The organism is Emticicia aquatica, from assembly GCF_923079645.1.
GTDB lineage: Bacteria > Bacteroidota > Bacteroidia > Cytophagales > Spirosomataceae > Emticicia > Emticicia aquatica.
Genome location: NZ_CAKLPY010000002.1, coordinates 977,699 through 1,000,301 on the forward strand (window position 1 = coordinate 977,699; position 22,603 = coordinate 1,000,301).

Sequence of the window (22,603 nt, forward strand, 5' to 3'; positions counted from 1 at the left end):
AATTTTTAAAGTCGATAATGCGGGTTAATAACTGAAATCTGTATAAAAAAAAGATTCGTTAATACTTTTTGCTCAACAATTCAGCTAATTGTTCTAACGATAAAATTGTCATTATTGGTTCGCCATTGGGTGTATAACTTGGCACGGCTGTTTCAAATAGCTGATGAATCAACAAGTTTATCTCAATTTTTGATAATTCTCCCATGTATTTAGAAGAAGAACGTTTCGAGAATGAACGAGCCACATTTTCAAGTCTGTCCAATTTCAAATCAGCTTGATTTGTTTTGAATTGCTGAACCAATCCTTCAAAAATCTCTCTTTCATTTTCTTCTTGTACTTCGGGCGGCACGCCATTTATTTTAATTGTATGCTGCCCAAACTCCTCAAATGAAAACCCTAAAGCCTTGATTTCATCTTGTATCTCCATGACCAGCTGAAAATCAGCAGGCAGTAAATCAACTACTTTTGGAAAAAGTAATTGCTGTGTAAACGATTTTTTATTCTGTAAATTATTAAAATATTTTTCATACAAAATTCGCTCATAAGCTGCTCGTTGGTCAATAAGCATTAATCCGCTTTTAGCCTGAGCTACAATAAAACGATTTTGCACCTGAATCGCACTGATTTCCTGAATTTCTGCAATCCTCCTTCCTTCATCCGAAATATCATTGGCTTTACTGCCCATGGTCATTGGCTCGGATTCAAAATTCAGGTTTGCTTGATTATTGGGTTTGAAACTTTCTAAACCATCAAATAGTTTTCGCCAGTTTTCAGAATTTACTTTTTCTCGATAAGAATCTTCTTTAGGTGGATGATAAGAGTTTTGCTGAGAATTGGCATTTTCAAAATCGTTTAAACCAGAAAATGAAGAACTCATCGGGTTTGGAGAATCACTGAAACGACTTGTCGATGTCAAATTTCCAAAATTAATATCTGAATCAAAATCAATCGTTGGCGTGAGGTTATAAACACCAATCGCTCTTCGCACTGCCGACCTAATAATGGCATAAACAGCACGCTCATCATCAAATTTTATTTCCGTTTTGGTCGGATGAATATTAACATCAACATGCGAAGGGTCGATTTCAATAAATAGCACATAAAATGGGCTACTACCTTCGGGAATTGTTGCTTCAAAAGCACTTAGTACCGCATGATGCAGATAATTATGTTTGATAAATCGCTTATTGACGAAGAAAAACTGCTCTCCTCGACCTTTTTTTGCTGATTCTGGCTTTCCAACATAACCCGAGATATTGACAAAAGGTGTTTCTTCTTCACAATTGGCTAATTGTTCACGGTAAGTTTTTCCAAAAATATCAACAATTCGTTTGCTCAATTTTCCAGTAGGAAGGTTATACACTTCCACATCATTGTGATATAACGTAAAAGCGATATCAGGATGAGCCAGTGCCACACGCTGAAATTCATCCAATACGTGTTTCATTTCTACTGGATTTGACTTCAAGAAATTTCTGCGAGCAGGAACATTGAAAAAGAGGTTTTTTACTTGGAAATTCGTTCCTTTCGGACAAGAAACTGATTCTTGTGTTTTCACTTCCGAGCCTTCAACCCGAATCAACGTACCAATTTCATCAATCATGCGTCGACTACGCACTTCAACTTGAGCAATGGCCGCAATTGAAGCCAATGCTTCACCTCGAAAACCCATCGTAAGGATAGAGAAAAGGTCATCGGCTGTTCGGATTTTAGAAGTAGCATGTCGTTCAAAACTCATTCGAGCATCAGTTGCCGACATTCCCATACCATCATCAATTACTTGAATAAGGGTACGACCCGCATCTTTGACAATTAATTGTATATTATTTGCACGAGCATCTATTGAATTTTCCAAAAGTTCTTTCACCACCGAAGCTGGTCGCTGCACAACCTCTCCTGCCGCAATCTGATTAGCTATTGAGTCGGGTAGTAAATGAATTATATCAAGCATTGGTATAAATATAAAAAGCGAAGTAATGGTGAAAATTAACCAAAAAAGTCAATTTATCTTATTACTGTAAACATCTTAAAATCGAAAACTGTTCGTTTGGTGCAAATTTGTTGTTTTTCAAGGGGAAATCATTGAATAATCTTTCTTTTTTTTATAAAAACTTAATTTCCCAAGCTTTTCATCCCAGACATCATACATTTTTGACATATGATTAAGTAACTTTCTAAAAAAACCTTACTTCAACTTTTGAACTTTTCTGTTTAGCTAATGTGTTTCCCTTCAAACATTCTAACCCTTTGAGATATGAACAAATACGTAAAAATTTCACTTATTACAGTTGCAGTTTTAGTAATCGCTTTCTTTGGATTTAAAACTTTTACCAAAAGCAAGAGTCCAGCCGAAACCGCTAAATTTGACCAAAATGGTCTTTCTGTTCAAGTCGATTATTGCCGACCTTTCAAAAAAGACCGTGAGATTTTCGGAAAACTTGTTCCTTATGGTGCCGTTTGGCGTACAGGTGCAAATGAAGCAACTATTTTTGATGCAAAACAAGACATTAAAATTGCGGATAAAACCTTAAAAGCAGGAAAATATACCCTTTGGACAATTCCAAATGTTGATAAATGGACAATTATTTTAAATAGTGAAACTGGTCAGTGGGGAACAAACTACGATGAAAAAAAAGACGTTTTACGAGTTGATGTTCAAGCTGGAAAAATAGCTGAAACAGTTGAGCAATTCAAACTTGAATTTGCTGCTACAACCACAGGAACAGACATGATTTTACGTTGGGAAAATACCGAAGTAAAAGTTCCAATTAGTTTGTGAAAAATACTTACGTAAAAGGTCTCCAAGTAACTTGGAGACCTTTTTTTATTCCCTAAATTTCACAAAAATATGTTCATCAAAAAGTTCATTTTCTTTGAAAAGAGACTTTTTCAAGATTGCTTCTCGTTGAAATTCTGCTTTTTCCAAAACTCGCATTGAAGCAAGATTATACTCAAAAACTCCAGCATAAATCCGAAAAACATCGTAATAACTAAACGTAAAATCGACAACTTCATTAATTGCCGACGAAACGATTCCTTGTCCCCAATAATCTTCTCCAATCCAATACCCGATTTCGGCATTTTTTCGATAAATATCATCTTTCAATAAAATTCCGATTCCGCCAATGGCTTTTCCTTTTACTTCAATGGCAAAAGTTGCAGGAAATGTTGCCGCTATTTTTATCCATTCATAAGCATCCGTAAGAGTGTAAGGATGCGGAAAAATATCTTTTAAATTCTTCCAAATTTTGTAATTATTGGCATTTTCAGCAAGTGTTTTTTCGTCACCTATTTTCCAGTGACGTAAAGTGTAATTTTTACTCATCGTTTAATTATTATCTACTTTATTTCATAGCTAATCTCCTGACTATCAAGCAATTTAATTATTCTTTCGCTCGGCGAAAAAGCAATTATTAATTCTTTTTTAGGGAAATCATCGTCCTCATCAATCCATTTCCAATCTTCGCAAGTAGCATCCAATAAATCAAGAAGTGTAGGTAATTTATCAGGATTTCGTTCTTTTTCAACAAAATTTTCAGAGTGAGTTATATAAACAGCTATTTTTTCTTGTTTCAACCAAGACAAATCATTGAGCATTTCGTCGAGTGAATCAAGGTTAAAGCCAAAATATTCTGGAAAGTTTAAGACTTTAGCAATTTCTTCGTAGAAACCACGTAAAGTATGGGCTTTTTGTCCATCAACTTCTGCTACGTGATAGCTTTTAATCAATTCTAAATTATTGGTAATGAAGAAGTTTGGCATAAAGAAAAAATTATTAAGGTATTTCTATAAAGCTTTTGTAGTGATTTTTAGTAAAATATGCTTTGCCATCTGAGCTAGTAATTAGGCGTTCTGCTCCTCTGTTTTTACCTGCTATTTTAGGATTAACATCCCATTCTTGGTAATTTATTTTGCGACCATTGGCTTCTTTTTTAGGCAATAGGCCTTCGTAATTACCAAATTTTCTCCCGCCAACGTAACCGTTCGGTGCAACTCCATTTTCACGCACATATTTTAGTGTTTCAAGTACTTTTTGTGGTACTTTACTTTCGTTTTTGTAGTCTTTCTTTTTAGTTTTTTCCTCAGAAACATCAGATTTTACAGCATTTTGTATCGTTTCTGGAGATTTATATGTTTCGTTTTTAGGTGCTTGTCGGCAAGTCAAAAACGCTTGGCTTATGAATAAAAATAGGAAAAAACTGTTTTTTAAAAATGGCTTCACAAGGTATTTGGATAAATTTTTCTAAAATCAATTCAAAGAAAAAGCTGGAACTTTCATCACGATAGCATTATTAAACATCAATTCGGTGATTTTGGGTTGCATAAAATCAATCAGTGGAAACTCTCCAATAATACGCAAAACCTCCAATTCATCATCGGCATTTACTACACACCAAAGTCTATCACGCTCCATTGAAAGAGCATAAGACTGAATTTTCCCATCTTCCAAAAGTTGATTTACAATCATTCTTTGGCTCGGTATTTTTATAATTAATTTTTCTGGAAATGGATTTGGCAATTCAAACTCTACCATAAATTGGCTCATATCTTTCTATTGATTTTATCAGTAAAACACAATTAATTAAACTATAATCAGCTAACAATCAGCTACTTAAACATAACACTACTGAGCTTCTTACTAAATTTATTCACTAATATAAACAAGTTTTCTAAAAAAAACGTTTACTTTGCAAAACTTATCTCAAAAGGGGTGCCTTAATATAACGGGCTGAGATTATACCCATCGAACCTGATACAGGTAATGCTGTCGAAGGGAGAGAGAATAGTTTTTCTGGAATGTATTTTCTTCCGATTAACTATTCAAAATATGCAATTAAAATTTTGTCTAACCAAAAGCGGTTCGCCGTTCGACGGAACTCCGTCCGACAGGATTTTACTCCTTTTTCCTGTTGTTAAAACTTTTCAAAACAATGAAAAAATTAACAACAATTATTCAGTTATCCATTTTTTCTTTCTTACTTAACTTTTCTAAAAAGGTTTTGTTACGAATTTCTTACTGTTTATTGATTACAGTAAACAGCTTCTTATTTTCTGTTCAAGCACAAGATTCCACAAAAATTAGGGAGTTAAATGAGGTTGTTGTTAGCTCAACAAGGGCGAATCAAAAAATGGGAATGGCTTTTACGAATGTTTATCAAAAAGACTTAAAAAAGCTAAATTTAGGTCAAGACATGCCTTTTTTATTGAATCAGTTACCTTCGGTAGTCGTTAGTTCTGATGCAGGAGCGGGCGTGGGTTATACAGGAATCCGTATTCGAGGTACAGACCCGACACGTATCAATGTTACGCTCAATGGTGTGCCTTACAATGATTCAGAATCGCAGGGGACTTATTGGGTAAATATGCCTGATTTTGCTTCTTCAGCCCAAAGTATTCAAGTACAGAGAGGCGTAGGGACATCAACAAATGGAGCGGGAGCTTTCGGAGCGAGTATTAACATCAACACTTTGAGCTATCAGCAAGATGCTTATGGTGAAACTAATTTTACGGTTGGCTCATTCAACACACTGAAAACCAATGTATTAGCTAGTACAGGTTTATTGAATAATCATTTTGTGGTTGATGCCCGTTTATCAAAATTGAGTTCAGATGGCTATATTGACCGAGCTTCGTCTGATTTAAAATCTTTTTATGTTTCAGCGGGATATTATGGAAAAGATAATTTTGTGCGATTCAATGCTTTTTCAGGCAAAGAAAAAACCTACCAAGCTTGGGAAGGTGTTCCTGAAAGTTTATTAACAACCAATCGAACTTTTAATCCTTACACTTACGACAATCAGGTGGATGATTATCAGCAAGACCATTATCAGTTAATTTCTTCGTTTAAAATCAATCAAAAATGGACGTTCAATCCAACGCTTCACTACACAAAAGGTCGTGGATTTTATGAGCAGTTTAAAGAACAAGATAAGTTTGCCAACTATGGCTTACCCAATGTTGTGATTGGAACTGAAACTATCAAAAAAACTGATTTAGTTCGTAGAAAATGGTTGGATAACGATTTTTATGGGATTACTTACTCGTTTGATTATCATTCTGGAAAGAAATTTACAGCAAATATTGGCGGTGCTTGGAATAAATACGACGGAAATCATTTTGGAGAAATCATTTGGGCAAAAAATACATCAACTGCTAATATTCGTTATCGTTGGTACGAAAGCAATGCGTTGAAAACTGATTTTAATATTTTCAGCAAAGCTTATTATCAAGTAAATGATGCCTTAAATTTCTTTGCAGATTTGCAATACAGAACGGTTTCTTATGATATAAAAGGTACAGCAGATAAACGTCAAGATATTACACAAAAAACTGATTATCAATTCTTTAATCCGAAATTTGGCGTAAACTATCAACTTGACAAATCGTCTTCAATTTATGCTTCTTATGCGGTTGGTAACAAAGAACCAAGTCGCCAAGATTTTATTGACAATGCACCTAAATCTCCACTTGCAGAAAATTTACAAGATTTGGAGTTCGGTTATCGTTTAGCAGGACAAACCTTTAGCTTTGACGCCAATTTTTACTACATGAACTATAAAAATCAATTGATTTTGACTGGACAAGTAAACGGCGTCGGAGAGGCAATTAGGGTAAATGTTCCTAAAAGTTATCGTGCAGGTTTGGAGTTATCGGCGAGTTGGAAATTTGCCCCAAAATGGCAATTATCAGCAAACACGACTTTTAGTCAAAATAAAATCAAAAACTTTACTGAAACAGTCGTAAATTATGATGGCGATGCTGATAAAATCAATAAGTTTTCAAAAACCGATATTTCATTTTCACCAAATTTGATTTCGGGTGGACAAATTTCATTTTCGCCAACCAAAAATCTTGAATTTGCTTGGCTTTCAAAATATGTAAGTAAGCAATTTATGGATAATACTTCTGACGATAATCGTAGTTTGAATGCTTTTTTTGTGAATGATTTACGAGCGAGTTTTTCAATAAAACCAAAGATTGTGAAAGAGTTAACTTTTAGTCTTTTAGTCAATAATCTATTCAATCATTTGTACGAGTCGAACGGTTATACTTACAGTTACATTTATGACAAACAGGTAACAACCGAAAATTTTTATTACCCTCAAGCAGGAACAAATTTTTTGTTAGCGGTAAAAGTTAGACTTTAAATAAAATAGAGAGGCGTTATGGCTTTTAGTCATAACGCCTCTCTATTAAAAAAATTTAGATAATTTCTACCCCTTGTTTCTGAAAATCTTTCAAAGCATTATCCGTTGGTTTGAGATTCGTAATCATCAAATCAATTTGCTGAAAATTGCAAACTCTGTGAGCTTCTTGCACGTTTATTTTTTCTTCAATCACACAACAAACCGTTTTTTTTGCTGCTTGCATCATTTTTTGTTTGATTAAAGACTCTTCATAATGCCTAATGCTCATTCCTTTTTGGAGATGAACACCATTTACTCCCATGAAATAGTAATCAGCATTGATGTGTTCTAGTTGTCTGGACACCTCACTTCCAAGCGTAATCTGATAACGTTTGAAGTATGTTCCTCCGAGTAAAATTACGTCAATTTTCGGATGTTCGTTCAAAGCCATTGCCAAAGGAGAGCTATTCGTAACGATGGTTGCTTCTAAGGTTTTAGGCAATTGTTCGGCCATAAAAAAATTGGTCGTTCCGCCATCCATGATGATAGTTTGACGATTTTCAAAGAGTTTTTGGGCTTTTTTTGATAAAATAGCCAATTCTTCACTACTACTCGACCCATTTTTTTTAGTACCCAAAACCGACAAATAAGAATTGGCAACGGCTCCTCCATGTACTTTTTTGAGAAACCCTTTGTCTTCTAGCTCAATAATATCACGGCGAATACTATCGTAAGAAACATCCAGAAATTTACCCAATTCCACAAAATTTATCTTCTTGTCGGTATTGAGTTTGTCAAGTATTAAGCGTTGTCTTTCTTCTTTCAGCATATTGTTGCAAAATTTTGTACAAATATTGCAAAATAATGCAAGTATTTCTTGACAATATCAAAAAACTTTGCATATATTTGCAGTGTTCTTTTAGAATTGATAACCTATGATGAAATATAAGTATCTTTGGGTGGTTGTTAGTAGCTCTAGCAACCAACAAAGAAATCTAAATTGACTTTTGTTACTAACCTATTTTTTTGAATCACTTACCTAAAAATATATTGTCGTAGTTTTGTTTCATAATCTAAGTTAAAACATTTTGTTTGAAGCTTAATAGAGTTGAAAATGGATAGGGTGGTCAGTTATCAAACTGACCATTTTTTTTGTCTTTCCAAGAATACTACTGTTTTCATTCATTTAAAACATTTTCTTTTAAATTCTGAGAGCTATCTTCTACCAAAATTACAATTCTTCGTTTTAGATTCTACTTAAAATTCATATCTTCGTCTCAAAACTAACGAAAAACTTTTTGTAAATGAATCAAAATATCCAGAAGGAAGAGTCAAACAAGCTTCTTAAACTACTTGGTGTTGGCTTTGGAATAGCCGTAACTGTTGGCGGAACAATTGGAACGGGCATTTTACGGAAACCTGGCCCAATCGCAGCCAATCTTGGCGATGCTTCTCTCATTATGTTAGTATGGATTTTGGTGAGTTTATATGCGTTTTTAGGAGTGCTTTGTACAATCGAACTTGGTGTTTCTGTACCGCGAGCGGGAGCATGGTATGTGTATGCCCGGCGAGCTTTTGGCGATTACGTTGGTTTCGTTACGGGTCTTACAAGCTGGCTCGGAACTGTGGCAGCGTTGGGTTTTGGGGCATATACAATGAGTGAATATATTGCTTTAGTCTGGCCGAATACCGAACCAATCATTCGTTGGATGGCCATTGGTATATTGATGCTTTTAATGGCTTTTCACTGGCTTGGAACAAAATCAGCGGGAAAATCTCAAGAAATCATGTCATTTCTGAAAGCAATTGGTCTTTTTGCTTTTGTTTTTATGTGTTTCATTTATGGGGGCGATGTCAAAACTCAAGCATTGGTAGCCACAACGCAGCGAGTTGCTCAGCCAGCTTTACTTACAGGGCTAATTATTGCTTTACAGCAAGTTTTTTATACATTCGATGGGTGGCATACGGCTGCTTATTTTACTGAAGAAAATACCGACCCAGCCAAAAATCTACCAAAATCAATGATTAGCGGAGTTTTGGTTGTAATTGCGATTTATCTTTTAGTTAATTTGGCCATTCTTTATATCATGCCGATTGAGGTTTTGGCAAATTCAAAATTAGCTGCTGCCGATGCGATTCGTTTGATTTTTGGTGAAAAATCGGGCAAAATTGTCACTTTCTTCCTTATGATTTCGATTCTTGGTATGCTCAACGCACAAATCATGTTTGCTCCAAGAGTAATTTATTCGATGAGCAAAGATGGTCTGTTCTTCAAATTAGCACAAAAAGTAAATACAGGAGGAACTCCCGCCGTTGCCATGCCTTTGACAGGAATTTGCTCAATACTATTAATTATTAGTGGAAAAGATACCTGCGAACGCCTTTCCGATATCGCTGTTTTCTTTTTTGTTATGACCTATGCCGCAGGTTTTGCCTCGGTCATTATGCTTCGTAAAAAAGAGCCAAATTTACCTCGTCCCTACAAAGTAATAGGTTATCCTTACATTCCATTTATACTAATTATCATTTCGTTTTTATTTCTCATTGGAGCAGTTTACCAAGATATTAATAGTAGTATGTATGCTCTTATTTTCTTGGCTTTGAGTTATCCGCTATTTTTGATGACGAAGAAAATCAATCTATAAAACAAGTTTTTTTAACTTTGAAACCCAATTTTTTGAGCATATCATAAAATTGGTGAAGTATTTTTTTAATTCCTTACTAAATACTTTAATATTTGCAAAAACTTTAACCTATGACACAAAAATATGCACTTTTGGCAGTTGGTGAATTACTAGCTGATTTTATTGGAATGGAAATTACTGAAGACCTTTCGACTTCAGAAAGATTTCAACGTTTTCAAGGGGGAAGCCCCTCAAATTTAGCAGCAAATATGGCTCGTTTAGGTAATCATACAGCCATTGTTTCATGTGTAGGAGATGATAATTTAGGAAAATATTTAGTAGAGAAAGTCCGTGAAACTGGCGTTGATATTAGCCACATTGCGGTTGATAAACAAGAACCATCAAGCATTGTGGTGGTGGCTCGTTCAAAAGGAACACCCGATTTTATAGCTTATCGAACTGCCGACCGCATGATTCGTCCAAAGCATATTTCGGATGAGTTATTGAGTCAAAGTGCTATTTTTCATACCACTTGCTTTGCTTTAAGTCAAAATCCTGCCCAAAAAACAATTGTTGAAGCAGCCGAAAGAGCTACTCAATTAGGTTGTCAATTGAGCATCGACTTGAATTATGCCCCTACCATTTGGTCAAATAGAGAAGAAGCCATGCAAGTAATAGAAGCGTACATAAAAAATGGAGCTTTGACAAAAATGAGCGAAGATGATGCCGAACGATTATACGGTAGAGTTGTTGAACCAGAAGAAGCCATTGCGGATTTGCATCGAATGGGAGCTTCGGTGGTGTGTTTTACATTGGGTGGTCGAGGAAGTATTATCTCGTACGAAAACGGCAATAAGAAATTTGAAATGGCAGCTCGTAAAATAGATGTTGTTGATGCCACTGGAGCGGGAGATTCCTATTGGTCGGGTTTCTTGACAGCTTTTTTAGAAGGAAAAGACATCGAAACTTGTGCAAAAGCAGGTGTAAATATTGCGGTTTTAAAACTTACAACATTGGGGCCTTTACCATCAAAAGTTAGTCGAGCAATTTTGTATGAATGATTTTAGTAAATATAGTTAGTTGATGACCAGCGAGTTAGAAAATCAATGATATACTCAAAAGCTGTGCGTTTTTAGAAAATCCAAAGAAAAATGAAAAATTTTATCTCTTTGCACGATGTCAATAATGTGCAAGAATTAGTACAAGAAGGTATCAAACAAAAAGCAAATCGTTTCGCTGACCAAGCACTTGGAAAGAATAAAACTATTGGTTTACTTTTTTTCAATCAAAGCCTTCGCACTCGTTTGAGCACCCAAAAAGCGGCTGAAAATTTAGGTATGAATGTCTTAATGATGAACGTTGGACAAGATAGTTGGCAGTTGGAAATGGAAGATGGTGTCATTATGAACGGCGATAAAGCCGAACATGTAAAAGAAGCCGCTGCCGTTATTGGAAGTTACTGTGATATTATTGCTGTGCGTGCATTTGCTGGTTTGAAAGACCGTGAAGCTGATTATAAAGAGATAGTAATGGAAAAATTTCGTCAATATGCTGGCGTGCCAATTGTCAATTTAGAATCTGCCACTCGGCATCCTTGTCAATCTTTGGCCGATTTGATAACTATCGAAGAATTTAAGAAAACAGCCCGCCCAAAAATCGTACTTACTTGGTTGCCACATTTCAAACCTTTACCGCAAGCAGTTGCTAATTCTTTTGCCGAATGGATAAACATGACTGATTACGAATTTGTCATTACACATCCTGAAGAGTATGACCTTGCACCAAACGTAGTCGGAAACGCCAAAGTTATTTATGACCAAAACGAAGCCCTCAAAGGAGCTGATTTCGTTTATGGAAAAAACTGGTCGTCATATACCCAATATGGTCAAGTTCTTTCACAAGACCCATCATGGATGATTACTAAAGAAAAAATGGATTTGACAAACAACGGTCTTTTCATGCACTGTTTACCTGTGCGAAGAAACCTAAAAGTAACTGATGAAGTACTTGATAATCAGTCGGTTGTAATACAACAAGCAGCTAATCGTGAGTGGTCAGCTCAAGCAGTTTTAAAGCAAATATTGGCATCGTTATGATGCCAATATTTGTTTCTTTCTAAGCATTTGCAATAACTATTAGCAATGCAATAATTGCGGTAACAACTCCCCAAATAGTAAAGAATTTCTTTCGCTCTTTTTTCTTTTCTTCGTGAGTCATTTCCTTTGAGGTTTTGATGGTTTTTCTAAAAGACTTTATCAAGAAATAAAAACCTCCTGATAAAATGCCAAGCGTAAGCAAAAATGCCAAAATCGCAAAAAATCCGTAACTACTGCAAGCCAAAGAACACGACAAAACTGCTCCAAAATAAGTCAATATCAGGCTCAACATAAAAAGCAATACATAACCAACTCGTTTACCTGTATCGTTAGTTTGAGTTTTCGAAATTTTGTTTGAAAGTTTTTGTGTGTTTGTCTCAAAATTATGTTTTTGTTGAATAACTTTTTCAAAGAAACTTAATGATTCAGCAACATTGACACTATCTTTTTTTGTAGTAACTCCAGCGTAGCTATTCCATTGACTATCAATCCTATAATCTACTCTTTTGAAATAATTCCCGACTAATATTGACAACAAAAAAGTACATAAAAAAACGGTTGCTGTCTTGAAAACACGAAAAGAATAACGGTTGTTTTTGTTGAGTTCGAGTACTTGATATTCATCATTAATCTGCCAATAACTTACGAAAAAAACAATCAATAAAACCACTAATTCTATCATCGGAATTGATAAAACTGGCAATAATTCATTACCAATGATTATTCCAAATATTGCTTTCAATAATTCGATTAAAATTATCAGTCCAATTGCTTTTTTTGAGTTTTTACTAGCCCAAATCGAAATATTTTTCATTATTGTTCTTAGTTTTAGCGTTAAAGAATGAACAATCAAATATAAGAAAACTTTAGATTGGCCAAACATAAAGCTCAAAATATACCATTAAAGCATTAATCAAATCCTTTGAATTCGGATAATATTCTGTTTTAATTTATAACTTTGCACATTGAATTAAAAACAAACCCAATGCTCACTCATTCGCTCAAACTACGTAAACCCTTAGCAGTAATCGACCTCGAAACGACGGGTGTAAATGTAGCTAAAGATAAGATAGTAGAATTATGTATTGCGAAAGCAAAACTTGATGGTACTGTTGAAGTAAAAACCAAACTTATAAATCCTGGTATTCCTATTCCACTTGAAACAAGTCTTATTCATGGAATTTACGATGAAGATGTAAAAGATGCTCCTACTTTTAGACAAATAGGTAAAGCTCTTGCACAGTTTATTGAAGGTTGTGATTTAGCAGGTTTCAATAGTAATCGCTTTGACGTGCCGATGTTGGTAGAAGAATTTTTGAGAGTTGACATTGATTTTGACACAAAAAACCGCAAATTAATTGACGCCCAAAGAATTTTCCATTTGATGGAACCTCGCACGCTTTCGGCTGCCTATAAATTTTTCTGTAATAAAACCCTTGAAAATGCTCACAGTGCCGAAGTTGATACATTGGCAACTTTAGAAGTACTTTGTTCACAAGTTGAAAAATATGAAGGCGTAAAACTAAAAAATGATAAAGGCGAAGAATACGAACCTGTTAAAAATGACATGGATGTGTTGCATTTATTAACTTCTGCGAATATTGTTGATTTTGCTCAACGAATGACTTTAAACAATAAAGGCGAAGTTGTGTTTAACTTTGGTAAACATAACGGAAAACCCGTTAAACAAATCTTAAAGAACGAACCTCAATATTATGATTGGATGATAAATGGAGACTTTCCGTTGGACACCAAACGTAAACTGACCGAAATAAAGTTAAAAATGATGCTCGACAAATAACAATTTTCAGAAAAAGCACAATCGAAAACGAATATTGTTTATTTTTGCGAAAATATTTTTTGAACACCATCTTTCATTAGCTTAACTAAAATTAAAGTTAACTGTTAATTGATTACTGAAATGCAAAGCCAAATACCTGACATTTTTCAAATACCTCTGATAAATTACGTTCTATTAGCGAGTATTTTGTTCATTATTGGCATCGTTGGCGTACTTATCCGCCGAAATGCCATTATTATTTTTATGTCCGTCGAGCTTATGCTCAATGCAGTAAACCTTCTTCTCGTTGCATTCTCGGCTTACCGCTCAGACCCTGCTGGACAAGTTTTTGTGTTCTTCATTATGGCAGTGGCCGCTGCGGAAGTTGCCGTCGGTTTGGCTATTATAGTAATGATTTACCGAAATATTCGCTCAATTGACGTTGGTCTTTTAGATAAATTGAAATGGTAATTTTTAATGGATAATTTAAAAGAGATCAAGTATTATCTCTTTTAATGCCATCAAATAGTTATTCATTAGAAAAATATAATTTGTTCGATATGTTATTAATAAAACTTATACCATTATTTCCACTCATCGGTTTTTTAATCAATGGGCTTGGTTTTCGTAAAATTTCCAAAGGCTTGGCCGGTTGGATTAGCACAGGAGCTGCTCTACTTTCATTTGTTGGAGCATTTATGGCTTATCAACAATTTTCGGAAACAAGCCAGCCAATCATTGTTAATATATTTGATTGGATTACCGTTGGAAGCTTAAATATCAATTTTTCTTTTCAAATTGACCAGTTATCAATATTAATGCTTTTTGTGGTGACTGGCGTTGGTACTCTCATTCATGTATATTCGATGGGATATATGCATGAAGATGAGAGCTTTGGTAAATTTTTCGCGTTCCTTAATCTTTTCTTATTCTCAATGTTGTTACTCGTAATGGGTTCAAACTACGTTGTGATGTTTATTGGTTGGGAAGGCGTTGGTCTTTGTTCATATTTATTGATTGGTTTTTGGAATAAAAACTTTGAATACGGCAATGCTGCACGTAAGGCTTTCATCATGAACCGTGTTGGTGATTTAGGCTTTTTGATTGGAATCTTCTTGATAATCAATCAATTTGGTTCTGTTGAATATGCTGAGGTTTTTGAAAAAGCAAAAAGCCTTTCAGTTGGTGATGCAATCATTATAGCAATTACGGCCTTTTTGTTTATTGGTGCAATGGGTAAATCGGCACAAATTCCACTATACACTTGGTTACCAGATGCGATGGCTGGCCCAACACCTGTTTCAGCTTTGATTCACGCAGCTACAATGGTGACTTCGGGTCTTTACATGATTGTTCGCTCAAATATTCTTTATACACTCGCACCTCAAACACTTGAATTTGTTGGTTGGATTGGTTTAGCAACTGCCTTATTTGCAGCTACAATCGGCATTTTCCAAAATGACATTAAAAAAGTGTTGGCTTATTCAACAGTAAGCCAGCTAGGTTATATGTTCATGGCTATGGGCGTAATGGCATATACCTCAGGGTTTTTCCACGTGGTTACTCACGCATTTTTTAAGGCTTTATTATTTTTAGGGGCTGGTAGCGTTATTCATGCAATGGGCGGAGAACAAGACATCCGACGCATGGGTGGTCTAGGTAGTAAAATCAAGATTACGGCTATTACGTTTTTGATTGGAACGATTGCCATTTCTGGTATTCCTCCTTTTGCTGGTTTTTTCTCGAAAGATGAACTTTTAGCACATGTTTATGAGCATAATAAATTAATGTGGGCATTGGCAGTGTTAGGTTCGATGATGACTGCTTTTTATATGTTCCGTTTGTATTTTTTAACTTTCACAGGTAAATTTAGAGGAACATACGAACAAGAACACCATTTACACGAATCTCCTTTTAGCATGACACTTCCGTTAATGGTATTGGCAGTTTTGTCAATCGTAGGTGGTTTCATCGGAATGCCTGAAATTTTCCACTTTCCTCACTTACTTGCCGATTTCTTGAATCCAATATATGTTGGCTCAAAAGCAGTAAATCCTGAATTTGGAGCAACTCCAATTGACCATTCTACAGAATGGATGCTCATGGGTATTTCGGTAGCAGCCGCTGTGGTTTCTATTGTGTATGCGTATGTAAAATATGGTAACAGTAAAAACATCCCTGCTGAAGATGCTGAAATTACGGGCTTGCAAAAAACTATTTATAATAAATATTATGTCGATGAAGCTTACTGGGCAACTTTTGTAAATCCTGTTAAGCGTTTATCCAATATCTTCGCAAATGTTGTTGAGCCAAAAGGTTTTGATGGCGTTGTTAATGGCGTAGGTCGATTTATCAATACATTTAGTGGTATTACTAGAAAATTACAAGCAGGAAATACAGGATACTATTTATTTGCAATGGTAATCGGTATCGCCGTAATTTTGGGTATAAATCTTGGTTATCAAGTTTTAGAAACAATCAAAGTATTTATTGGTATTAAATAATGCTTTTTGTATCATAATTTTTAAAGTCATTACGATTAGGTAATAAAAATAAAATTAATATCGAATGTTGGCACTAACACTCATACTTATTCCCTTAATTGGTAGCCTTTTGCTACTATTATTGAAAGGAAGTAACATCGGCACATCTAAAAATGTAGCTATTGTAACCTCTTTAGCAACATTTGTAATAGCAATTTATGCCTTTGCAACTTTTAATGCTCAAAGTCCTATTGAAGTAAAATATAGTTGGATGAAAGATTTAAACATTAACTTTCACCTTTCTATTGATGGTATCAGTCTTTTAATGGTTACTCTTACCGCTTTTTTAGTTCCGTTGATTATTCTTTCAACTTATAAGCATTCTTACAAAAACCACGCTTCATTTTATGCACTTATCCTTTTTGCTGAAACAGCTTTGATGGGTGTGTTTATGGCGAGAGATATTTTTCTATTCTATTTCTTCTTTGAAGCAGCGTTGATCCCTGTATATTTCATCGCAGCAATTTGGGGAGGAAAAGATGCTCCACGTATTACATTTAAAATGTTTGTTTATACTATTTTTGGAAGTTTATTCATGCTCGTTGCTCTTGTGTATTTATACATTAAAGGTGCAACAGCCGACATCCAACAATTATACACAACCGCCAAAATGATTTCACCTACCAATCAAGGTCTTTTATTTTGGGCGTTTTTCATTGCATTTGCCATCAAAATGCCTGTTTTGCCATTTCATACTTGGCAACCTGACGCTTATTCTGAATCGCCGACTCCTGCAACAATGTTGCTTTCAGGCTTACTTTCAAAGATGGGCGTTTATGGCTTAATTCGCATTATGTTGCCACTTGCACCTATTGGCGTTGCTAATTGGGGTTTAATTGGAATGATTTTATCAGTAGCTGGTTTAATTTATGGTTCAATAATCGCCATTCAACAAAATAATATCAAACGTCTCATTGCCTATTCATCATTTGCTCACATGGGTTTGATGGCAGCGGGTGTACTTTCGGGTACGTTAAACGGTATTCAAGGAGCATTATTGCAAATGGTTGCTCACGGTATTAACGCAGTTGGGTTATTTTTTATCGTGAAAATCATTTACGACCGTACTAATACTAGAGATTTAAGTGCTTTAGGTGGTATTACACAGAAGACACCAGCCTTGAGTATTTATTTTATGATTATTATGCTCGGTAGCGTTGCACTTCCACTAACCAATGGTTTTGTTGGCGAATTTTTACTTTTGAAAAGTGTTTACGATAAAAATGCTTGGATAGGTGCAATTGCAGGATTAACAATCATTTTAGGTGCAGTTTATATGCTTCGCTTAATGCAACGCTCAATGTTTGGTGAGAGCAACGAAGTTACCGCCAAATTTAAAGATGTAAGCGGTAGCGAAATTGCAGTTTTGTTCCCAATTGCAGCTATGGTGTTGCTCATGGGATTTTTTCCAAATATATTCTTAAAAATTACCGAACCTGCTGTAAATAGTATTTTACAAATGATTAAGTAATTGATAAATATTATACAATTCTATTTTTCACTTCCCTTTTGGGACTGGGGGTTATCAAAATTATTATGTATCCAATACTCGTACTCTCTGTTACTGGACTTGTTACCTTGTTTTTAGGATTTTTAAAAACAAAGAAAATACTTTTACCCGCTTCTTTGCTTTTTGTAGCTGTTGCATTTTTATCTAATCTGATTGATTGGAATAAACCTGGCTTATACTTCTATGATATGCTTGAAGCAAGTAATCTTTCGATTTTATTCACATCAATCATTTTGCTTTCTGCATTTTTGATTATCGCTCTTTCGAAAGGCTTTATTGATGATGAGCATGCACAACCTGCCGAGTATTTTGCAATTTTGCAATTTTCACTCGTTGGTGCAATAATGATGACCAATTTCCAAAACTTAATTATGCTCTTTATTGGCGTTGAAATCCTTTCGGTTTCAATGTATATTCTTACAGGAAGCGATAAGCGTAATATCCGTGGAAACGAAGCCGCCCTTAAATATTTCTTAATGGGTGCGTTTGCAACTGGTATCATGCTTTTTGGAATTGCAATGCTTTACGGAGCAAACTATACATTCAATATTTCAGACGCTCGTACTTTATTATTACAGCCGATAACAGATGTTCGTCCAGTATTTTTATATGTTGGTGTTACATTTTTACTTATTGGATTACTTTTTAAAGTTTCAGCAGCACCATTTCACTTCTGGACACCCGATGTTTACGAAGGAGCTCCTACAATTTTTACGACATTCATGTCAACAATTGTTAAAACCGCTGGTTTTGCTGCAATTTATCGAATTCTTGAAGTTTCATTCTCGCCGATGTATAATTTTTGGTGGGTAATGATTATTGTAATGGCTATTTTGAGCTTACTCATCAGTAACATCACAGCCGTTGCACAAAGTAGTTTCAAACGAATGCTTGCTTTCTCAAGTATCTCACACGCGGGTTATATGCTTTTAGCAATTGTTGGTTTGGGCAATAAAACTGGGTCTTCCATCGTATTCTATTCATTAGCTTATTCTTTAGCTACAATTAGTGCTTTTGGCGTTTTAATTATTGCATCCCAAGAAAAATTAGTTGATGGCCGACCTGATGAAAACATTTCAGTGTTAAATGGTTTAGCAAAAAAGAATCCTTTTTTAGCAGCAGTTCTCACAGTATCGATGCTTTCTTTAGCAGGTATTCCATTAACGGCTGGTTTTTGGGGGAAATTTTATGTATTTGCTGATGCTGCCTCACGTGGCCATATCTGGTTATTGGTTGTCGCAATTCTTATGTCAGCCGTTGGGATTTACTATTATTTCAAGCCTATTATTGCCGCTTATATGAAAGAAGGAGAAGGAGAAAATATTCAACTTTCTTCTCTATATAAAATAATTCTTGGGCTAACAACTCTTGGCTCTATTATACTCGGTTTGTTCCCTGATTTGGTACGTGAATTACTATAAAACAATAAATAGTAGTAATTTTTGGTTTATATGGAACAAATCTTAAAATTTTCTGGACTAAATTTATTTGTGAAATTAATTAACAAAATAAAAAATCGTGAACTAAAGAGCTTCATCTCTTTCTTTCTAACAGCCGTTTTAGGAGCAGGAACTAACTTCTTGTCGCAAATTCCTTATAAATCATTGTTTTTAAGTTTGGGATATCAAGATAAACCTGCTCTAAATCTTAGTGTTTTTGCTGGATATTTGACCGCAACTATTGTAAGTTTTATACCTACGAAAATCTTTGCTTTTTCAGCAAAAGAATCTGGTAATTCAAAACGAGAATCAATCAAGTTTTTGCTGATTGCTGTTGTCGCAATGGGAATCCAAGTTGCCATTACCTCACTCACATTTGATTATATTGCTAACCCTTTTTTCCATAATTCATCGCTTTTCTTGCGAGAAAAAGGGTCACACGTTGTAGGTATGGGCTTCAGTTTTTTTGCCAATTACTATGGCCACAAATTTCTGACTTTCAGAAGTACAGGCGTTTATGATAAAATTAAGACTCGTTCGGTTCGTTAAAATTGTACAAAAACAAGAAATTATGTTTTCTTAAAAAGTATTTAAGGAAATTTTAAATATTTTTTAAGAAAAACTTGCTTGGTATCTTAAAATTATCTTAAATTTGCATTGCGTTTCAAACCTTAAAACACCGCAAACAAAGACAATGAAAAAAATCATCGCAATCTTATTCGTAGCTTCTGTAGCTTCTTTAGCTGCTTGTACTTCTAAAACTGCTGAAACAACAGATTCAACTGCTGTTGCTGCTGTAGATTCAACTGCAACTGCTGTAGATACAACTGCTGCTGCTGATACAACTGCTGCTGCTGATACAACTAAGAAATAATTTTCTTGAAGCTATATAAAGAAACCTTGTTCTAACCGAACAAGGTTTCTTTATTTTTAGGCATAAATTTGTTTACCAGTTTTTTACTTTTTCATTCATCAAATCAAGTAAAAACTTCGTTTTTGAGCCAACTACTCCACCTGCAATTATTTTTTTATCTATTTGAGTAATCGGTAATACTTTTTTCGTACTGCTGGTTGTAAATACTTCATCTGCGTCAAATAACTCGCTTAATTCTACATTTCGTTCTTCAACCTTAAAATGTTCTTTAGCTAATTCCAAAACAAATCGACGAGTGATTCCTCTTAAAATCTTTCTATTAGGCGTAATTAATATATCATTTTTTACCAAGAAAATATTACTTCTGCTTAGTTCACTGATATATCCTCTCTTATAAAAAAGCACATCAGATGCACCTGCTTCTTTTATTTCAGGTTGTAAAATCATCAAATGTTTGTAATCAGTACTTTTTAAGTCAGGGTAATCACGCACATATTCATGTGAAATAACTTTTATCCCTGTTTCATACTCTTTTGGTTTAACTGGATGAATATCTTCGCTAATGATTAATAAATTGGGCTTCGACATTGTCATACTATCTTCAGCGTATCCGCCAGTTAGAACGAATCTAATACCGCAATCATCCAAACCACTTTTTTTAATTAAATCTAATACTACACGATAAGCATCTTCTTTGCTGATAGGATTCGGTAAACGCATCAATTTTGCTGAACGTTCATAACGCTCCCAATACCAATCCCACTTAAAAGGACGGCCATTATAAGTACGAAAATAATCAAACAGTCCATAACCACGCAATAAACCTAAGTCAGTAATATGAATATTTGTTGCTTCTACTGAAGTAGTTATACCGTTAAAATAACAATGATGAGCCATGACAAATTAAGATTGATAAGTTAAAAATTAAGATAAAAACGTGTTTACTTTTTTACCTCAAAAAAATCGCCTTTGTTCCAAGTTGGTCTAACAGGATTTTGGGCAACTAAATAGCTCACCAAAAAGTTGACTCGAGCATAAGTTTTTCCTGCTGCCCAAACAAAACCATTGGTTATTTCATCAGATGGCTTATGATAATTAGCTTCTCTCCATTTTTTTACCTTTTCAGCTAAATTTAAACTCGGATTACTAAATCTATAACCATATTTAATGTGTAAAGCTGGAATTCCTGCTTTTACAAAATTATACTGGTCGCTACGTACAAAACGACCTTCACTTGGGTCTGGGTCTGGCTCGACTTCAAGTTTGGCAATACTTGCGGCTGTTTCAACAACTTTTTGTAAACTGCTGTGTTCAGCACCCAAAGGAGCGACAGATTCTAGCGGTGCGAGTAAGGTTGGCATATCGGTATTGATATCGGCTACAATTTGACTCTTCTTCACGGTTGGGAAAGCTGTAAAATATCCCGATCCTAAAAGACCCATTTCCTCCGCCGTTACGAGGACAAACAATATCGATCGTTTAGGTTTTTGTGGCAATGTTGCATACATTCTTGCAATTTCTAAGGCACAGGCTACTCCCGAAGCGTTGTCATGAGCTCCATTATAGATAGAGTCACCGTTGATTGGTTTTCCAATGCCAAGATGGTCAAGATGCCCAGAATGAATCACAAATTCTTTTTTGAGTTTAGCATCTGAGCCTTCAGCTTTGGCAATTACATTATAACTTATTACATCTTGAAATGTACTTTCGTAGTGTCCACTTATTGAGCTTTTCAGTACTTTGCTTACATATTTTCCTTTTTCGAGTTGCTGCCAAGTGCTATCAAGCATATTGTTTTCGGCTCTCATTAAATCTTGAAGTGTTGGCACTGAAATTCCACCTGCAACCAATATTTTCCCACCTAAAACAGCCGCCGAACTTGTACGTTTTCCTTTTGCAGTGACCGATGCAGAAACACCATTGGAAACCATATTATTTGCTCCAGATTTAAATTGAACCATGCTATTGGTATAATTACAAACCAAAACCCCAATTGCTCCATTTTTTGCGGCAAATTCTTGGAGTGTAGCAGGATATTGTAAGTTCAGTTTTACATTAGCAGGAAGGTTTTCGGGAACTCTACGTAAAATCACTACAATTTTACCTTTAACATTAAGGTTTTTATAGTCTTGAATATTGATTTGTGGAGCATCAAAGCCCGAACCAACAAATACAAGTGGAGCATTGAAATCAACCGATTTCCGCTCTGGATGTGGGTAAATTGACAAATCATTTCCGAGTGTTAAGTCTCTTTTTTCTCCGTTCGGTAAAGTCAATGTAAACTTTGCCGTTTCTTTGACTAGCTTAGTTTTACGTAAAATAACTTTCTGAGTATAAGCCCCATTTTCTCCTGCAGGCTTTAAACCCATCTCTTTATATTGTTTCACTACATAATCAACTGCCATTTGGTAACCTTCTTTACCGGGTAATCTACCTTTAAGTTTATCATCCGATAAATATGCAACATGGGCTTTTATTCGATTGGTATCAATGTTATTAAGGTGTTTCAAAACTTGTTCTGAGACAATTTCTTGTGCAAAACTTGAAATAGTTAAAAGCGAAAAAAGTGAAAGAAAAATATGCTTCATAAAGTTAGTTTGAGATTTTTTA

General features: G+C 35.0%; 21 protein-coding genes and 1 riboswitch. Of the genes, 12 read left to right on the forward strand and 9 right to left on the reverse strand.

Annotation, left to right across the window (positions count from 1 at the left end; translation table 11 throughout):
- Positions 1 to 58 precede the first annotated feature (58 nt).
- A complete protein-coding gene (gene mutL, locus MJQ71_RS13785; protein WP_238807209.1) occupies positions 59 to 1,951 on the reverse strand; it encodes a DNA mismatch repair endonuclease MutL in 1,893 nt (630 codons plus the stop codon).
- 303 nt (positions 1,952 to 2,254) lie between these two features.
- Between mutL and MJQ71_RS13790 the strand changes: the two genes are divergently transcribed.
- Positions 2,255 to 2,779, forward strand: a complete 525-nt coding sequence (locus MJQ71_RS13790; RefSeq protein WP_238807210.1) for a DUF2911 domain-containing protein — start codon at positions 2,255 to 2,257, stop codon at positions 2,777 to 2,779.
- 45 nt (positions 2,780 to 2,824) lie between these two features.
- On the opposite strand, the gene MJQ71_RS13795 is transcribed toward MJQ71_RS13790, so the two are convergent.
- Genes MJQ71_RS13795 through MJQ71_RS13810 form a run of 4 tightly spaced genes read right to left on the reverse strand, consistent with a single transcriptional unit; the run spans position 2,825 to position 4,546 of the window.
- Positions 2,825 to 3,325 carry a GNAT family N-acetyltransferase gene (locus MJQ71_RS13795; RefSeq protein WP_238807211.1) on the reverse strand — a complete coding sequence of 167 codons (501 nt, stop codon included), beginning with the start codon at positions 3,323 to 3,325 and terminating at the stop codon, positions 2,825 to 2,827.
- A gap of 14 nt (positions 3,326 to 3,339) precedes the next feature.
- Complete coding sequence (locus MJQ71_RS13800; RefSeq protein WP_238807212.1) at positions 3,340 to 3,762, reverse strand: barstar family protein; 423 nt, start codon at positions 3,760 to 3,762, stop codon at positions 3,340 to 3,342.
- A gap of 13 nt (positions 3,763 to 3,775) precedes the next feature.
- Positions 3,776 to 4,222, reverse strand: a complete 447-nt coding sequence (locus MJQ71_RS13805; RefSeq protein ID WP_238807213.1) for a guanyl-specific ribonuclease — start codon at positions 4,220 to 4,222, stop codon at positions 3,776 to 3,778.
- Between the two features lie 27 nt (positions 4,223 to 4,249).
- Positions 4,250 to 4,546 carry a hypothetical protein gene (locus tag MJQ71_RS13810; RefSeq protein WP_238807214.1) on the reverse strand — a complete coding sequence of 99 codons (297 nt, stop codon included), beginning with the start codon at positions 4,544 to 4,546 and terminating at the stop codon, positions 4,250 to 4,252.
- A 151-nt stretch (positions 4,547 to 4,697) separates the two neighbouring features.
- Positions 4,698 to 4,795, forward strand: a riboswitch (TPP riboswitch).
- A 136-nt stretch (positions 4,796 to 4,931) separates the two neighbouring features.
- Here MJQ71_RS13810 and MJQ71_RS13815 point away from each other — a divergent pair.
- Positions 4,932 to 7,148 carry a TonB-dependent receptor gene (locus tag MJQ71_RS13815; RefSeq protein WP_238807215.1) on the forward strand — a complete coding sequence of 739 codons (2,217 nt, stop codon included), beginning with the start codon at positions 4,932 to 4,934 and terminating at the stop codon, positions 7,146 to 7,148.
- A gap of 55 nt (positions 7,149 to 7,203) precedes the next feature.
- Here MJQ71_RS13815 and MJQ71_RS13820 read toward each other — a convergent pair whose 3' ends face one another.
- Positions 7,204 to 7,956 (reverse strand): DeoR/GlpR family DNA-binding transcription regulator, encoded by a 753-nt coding sequence (locus MJQ71_RS13820; RefSeq protein WP_238807216.1) that lies wholly within the window; start codon positions 7,954 to 7,956, stop codon positions 7,204 to 7,206.
- Between the two features lie 475 nt (positions 7,957 to 8,431).
- Here MJQ71_RS13820 and MJQ71_RS13825 point away from each other — a divergent pair, with 475 nt between their 5' ends.
- The 3 genes from MJQ71_RS13825 to MJQ71_RS13835 all read left to right on the forward strand — a co-directional run bounded on the left by MJQ71_RS13825 (position 8,432) and on the right by MJQ71_RS13835 (position 11,847).
- The gene (locus MJQ71_RS13825; protein WP_238807217.1) at positions 8,432 to 9,772 is read left to right on the forward strand and encodes an APC family permease; all 1,341 of its coding nucleotides are present in this window, start codon (positions 8,432 to 8,434) and stop codon (positions 9,770 to 9,772) included.
- A gap of 110 nt (positions 9,773 to 9,882) precedes the next feature.
- Positions 9,883 to 10,812, forward strand: a complete 930-nt coding sequence (locus MJQ71_RS13830; protein WP_238807218.1) for a carbohydrate kinase family protein — start codon at positions 9,883 to 9,885, stop codon at positions 10,810 to 10,812.
- 90 nt (positions 10,813 to 10,902) lie between these two features.
- Positions 10,903 to 11,847 (forward strand): N-acetylornithine carbamoyltransferase, encoded by a 945-nt coding sequence (locus MJQ71_RS13835; protein ID WP_238807219.1) that lies wholly within the window; start codon positions 10,903 to 10,905, stop codon positions 11,845 to 11,847.
- 19 nt (positions 11,848 to 11,866) lie between these two features.
- Here the strand turns inward: MJQ71_RS13835 and MJQ71_RS13840 are convergent, their stop codons facing one another.
- Positions 11,867 to 12,661, reverse strand: a complete 795-nt coding sequence (locus MJQ71_RS13840) for a hypothetical protein (protein WP_238807220.1) — start codon at positions 12,659 to 12,661, stop codon at positions 11,867 to 11,869.
- Between the two features lie 171 nt (positions 12,662 to 12,832).
- On the opposite strand from MJQ71_RS13840, the gene MJQ71_RS13845 reads away from it, so the two are divergent.
- The 7 genes from MJQ71_RS13845 to MJQ71_RS13875 all read left to right on the forward strand — a co-directional run bounded on the left by MJQ71_RS13845 (position 12,833) and on the right by MJQ71_RS13875 (position 19,993).
- On the forward strand, positions 12,833 to 13,648 hold the full coding sequence (locus MJQ71_RS13845; RefSeq protein WP_238807221.1) for a 3'-5' exonuclease: 816 nt from the start codon (positions 12,833 to 12,835) through the stop codon (positions 13,646 to 13,648).
- A 120-nt stretch (positions 13,649 to 13,768) separates the two neighbouring features.
- On the forward strand, positions 13,769 to 14,098 hold the full coding sequence (gene nuoK, locus MJQ71_RS13850) for an NADH-quinone oxidoreductase subunit NuoK (RefSeq protein ID WP_238807222.1): 330 nt from the start codon (positions 13,769 to 13,771) through the stop codon (positions 14,096 to 14,098).
- Positions 14,099 to 14,187: 89 nt separating this feature from the next.
- Positions 14,188 to 16,131, forward strand: a complete 1,944-nt coding sequence (gene nuoL / locus MJQ71_RS13855) for an NADH-quinone oxidoreductase subunit L (RefSeq protein ID WP_238807223.1) — start codon at positions 14,188 to 14,190, stop codon at positions 16,129 to 16,131.
- A gap of 64 nt (positions 16,132 to 16,195) precedes the next feature.
- Positions 16,196 to 17,641: a complex I subunit 4 family protein gene (locus MJQ71_RS13860; protein ID WP_238807224.1), complete on the forward strand. Its 1,446-nt coding sequence runs from the start codon at positions 16,196 to 16,198 to the stop codon at positions 17,639 to 17,641.
- A 65-nt stretch (positions 17,642 to 17,706) separates the two neighbouring features.
- Complete coding sequence (locus MJQ71_RS13865; RefSeq protein WP_238807225.1) at positions 17,707 to 19,101, forward strand: NADH-quinone oxidoreductase subunit N; 1,395 nt, start codon at positions 17,707 to 17,709, stop codon at positions 19,099 to 19,101.
- A gap of 30 nt (positions 19,102 to 19,131) precedes the next feature.
- Positions 19,132 to 19,668 (forward strand): GtrA family protein, encoded by a 537-nt coding sequence (locus MJQ71_RS13870; protein ID WP_238807226.1) that lies wholly within the window; start codon positions 19,132 to 19,134, stop codon positions 19,666 to 19,668.
- A gap of 145 nt (positions 19,669 to 19,813) precedes the next feature.
- Positions 19,814 to 19,993: a hypothetical protein gene (locus tag MJQ71_RS13875; protein ID WP_238807227.1), complete on the forward strand. Its 180-nt coding sequence runs from the start codon at positions 19,814 to 19,816 to the stop codon at positions 19,991 to 19,993.
- A gap of 72 nt (positions 19,994 to 20,065) precedes the next feature.
- Here MJQ71_RS13875 and MJQ71_RS13880 read toward each other — a convergent pair whose 3' ends face one another.
- The gene (locus MJQ71_RS13880) at positions 20,066 to 20,890 is read right to left on the reverse strand and encodes an aminotransferase class IV (RefSeq protein ID WP_238807228.1); all 825 of its coding nucleotides are present in this window, start codon (positions 20,888 to 20,890) and stop codon (positions 20,066 to 20,068) included.
- A 44-nt stretch (positions 20,891 to 20,934) separates the two neighbouring features.
- Entirely contained in the window at positions 20,935 to 22,581 is a 1,647-nt protein-coding gene (locus tag MJQ71_RS13885) for a M20/M25/M40 family metallo-hydrolase (protein ID WP_238807229.1), read from the reverse strand.
- Between the last annotated feature and the right edge of the window lie 22 nt (positions 22,582 to 22,603).

Coding starts and splice junctions, on each gene's coding strand:
- MJQ71_RS13810 (WP_238807214.1), bottom strand. CDS start 4,546: ATGAGCCAATTTATGGTAGAGTTTGAATTGCCAAATCCATTTCCAGAA.
- mutL (WP_238807209.1), bottom strand. CDS start 1,951: ATGCTTGATATAATTCATTTACTACCCGACTCAATAGCTAATCAGATT.
- MJQ71_RS13845 (WP_238807221.1), top strand. CDS start 12,833: ATGCTCACTCATTCGCTCAAACTACGTAAACCCTTAGCAGTAATCGAC.
- MJQ71_RS13840 (WP_238807220.1), bottom strand. CDS start 12,661: ATGAAAAATATTTCGATTTGGGCTAGTAAAAACTCAAAAAAAGCAATT.
- MJQ71_RS13820 (WP_238807216.1), bottom strand. CDS start 7,956: ATGCTGAAAGAAGAAAGACAACGCTTAATACTTGACAAACTCAATACC.
- MJQ71_RS13835 (WP_238807219.1), top strand. CDS start 10,903: ATGAAAAATTTTATCTCTTTGCACGATGTCAATAATGTGCAAGAATTA.
- MJQ71_RS13790 (WP_238807210.1), top strand. CDS start 2,255: ATGAACAAATACGTAAAAATTTCACTTATTACAGTTGCAGTTTTAGTA.
- MJQ71_RS13885 (WP_238807229.1), bottom strand. CDS start 22,581: ATGAAGCATATTTTTCTTTCACTTTTTTCGCTTTTAACTATTTCAAGT.
- MJQ71_RS13870 (WP_238807226.1), top strand. CDS start 19,132: ATGGAACAAATCTTAAAATTTTCTGGACTAAATTTATTTGTGAAATTA.
- MJQ71_RS13800 (WP_238807212.1), bottom strand. CDS start 3,762: ATGCCAAACTTCTTCATTACCAATAATTTAGAATTGATTAAAAGCTAT.
- MJQ71_RS13860 (WP_238807224.1), top strand. CDS start 16,196: ATGTTGGCACTAACACTCATACTTATTCCCTTAATTGGTAGCCTTTTG.
- MJQ71_RS13815 (WP_238807215.1), top strand. CDS start 4,932: ATGAAAAAATTAACAACAATTATTCAGTTATCCATTTTTTCTTTCTTA.
- nuoK (WP_238807222.1), top strand. CDS start 13,769: ATGCAAAGCCAAATACCTGACATTTTTCAAATACCTCTGATAAATTAC.
- nuoL (WP_238807223.1), top strand. CDS start 14,188: ATGTTATTAATAAAACTTATACCATTATTTCCACTCATCGGTTTTTTA.
- MJQ71_RS13865 (WP_238807225.1), top strand. CDS start 17,707: ATGTATCCAATACTCGTACTCTCTGTTACTGGACTTGTTACCTTGTTT.
- MJQ71_RS13795 (WP_238807211.1), bottom strand. CDS start 3,325: ATGAGTAAAAATTACACTTTACGTCACTGGAAAATAGGTGACGAAAAA.
- MJQ71_RS13875 (WP_238807227.1), top strand. CDS start 19,814: ATGAAAAAAATCATCGCAATCTTATTCGTAGCTTCTGTAGCTTCTTTA.
- MJQ71_RS13880 (WP_238807228.1), bottom strand. CDS start 20,890: ATGGCTCATCATTGTTATTTTAACGGTATAACTACTTCAGTAGAAGCA.
- MJQ71_RS13825 (WP_238807217.1), top strand. CDS start 8,432: ATGAATCAAAATATCCAGAAGGAAGAGTCAAACAAGCTTCTTAAACTA.
- MJQ71_RS13830 (WP_238807218.1), top strand. CDS start 9,883: ATGACACAAAAATATGCACTTTTGGCAGTTGGTGAATTACTAGCTGAT.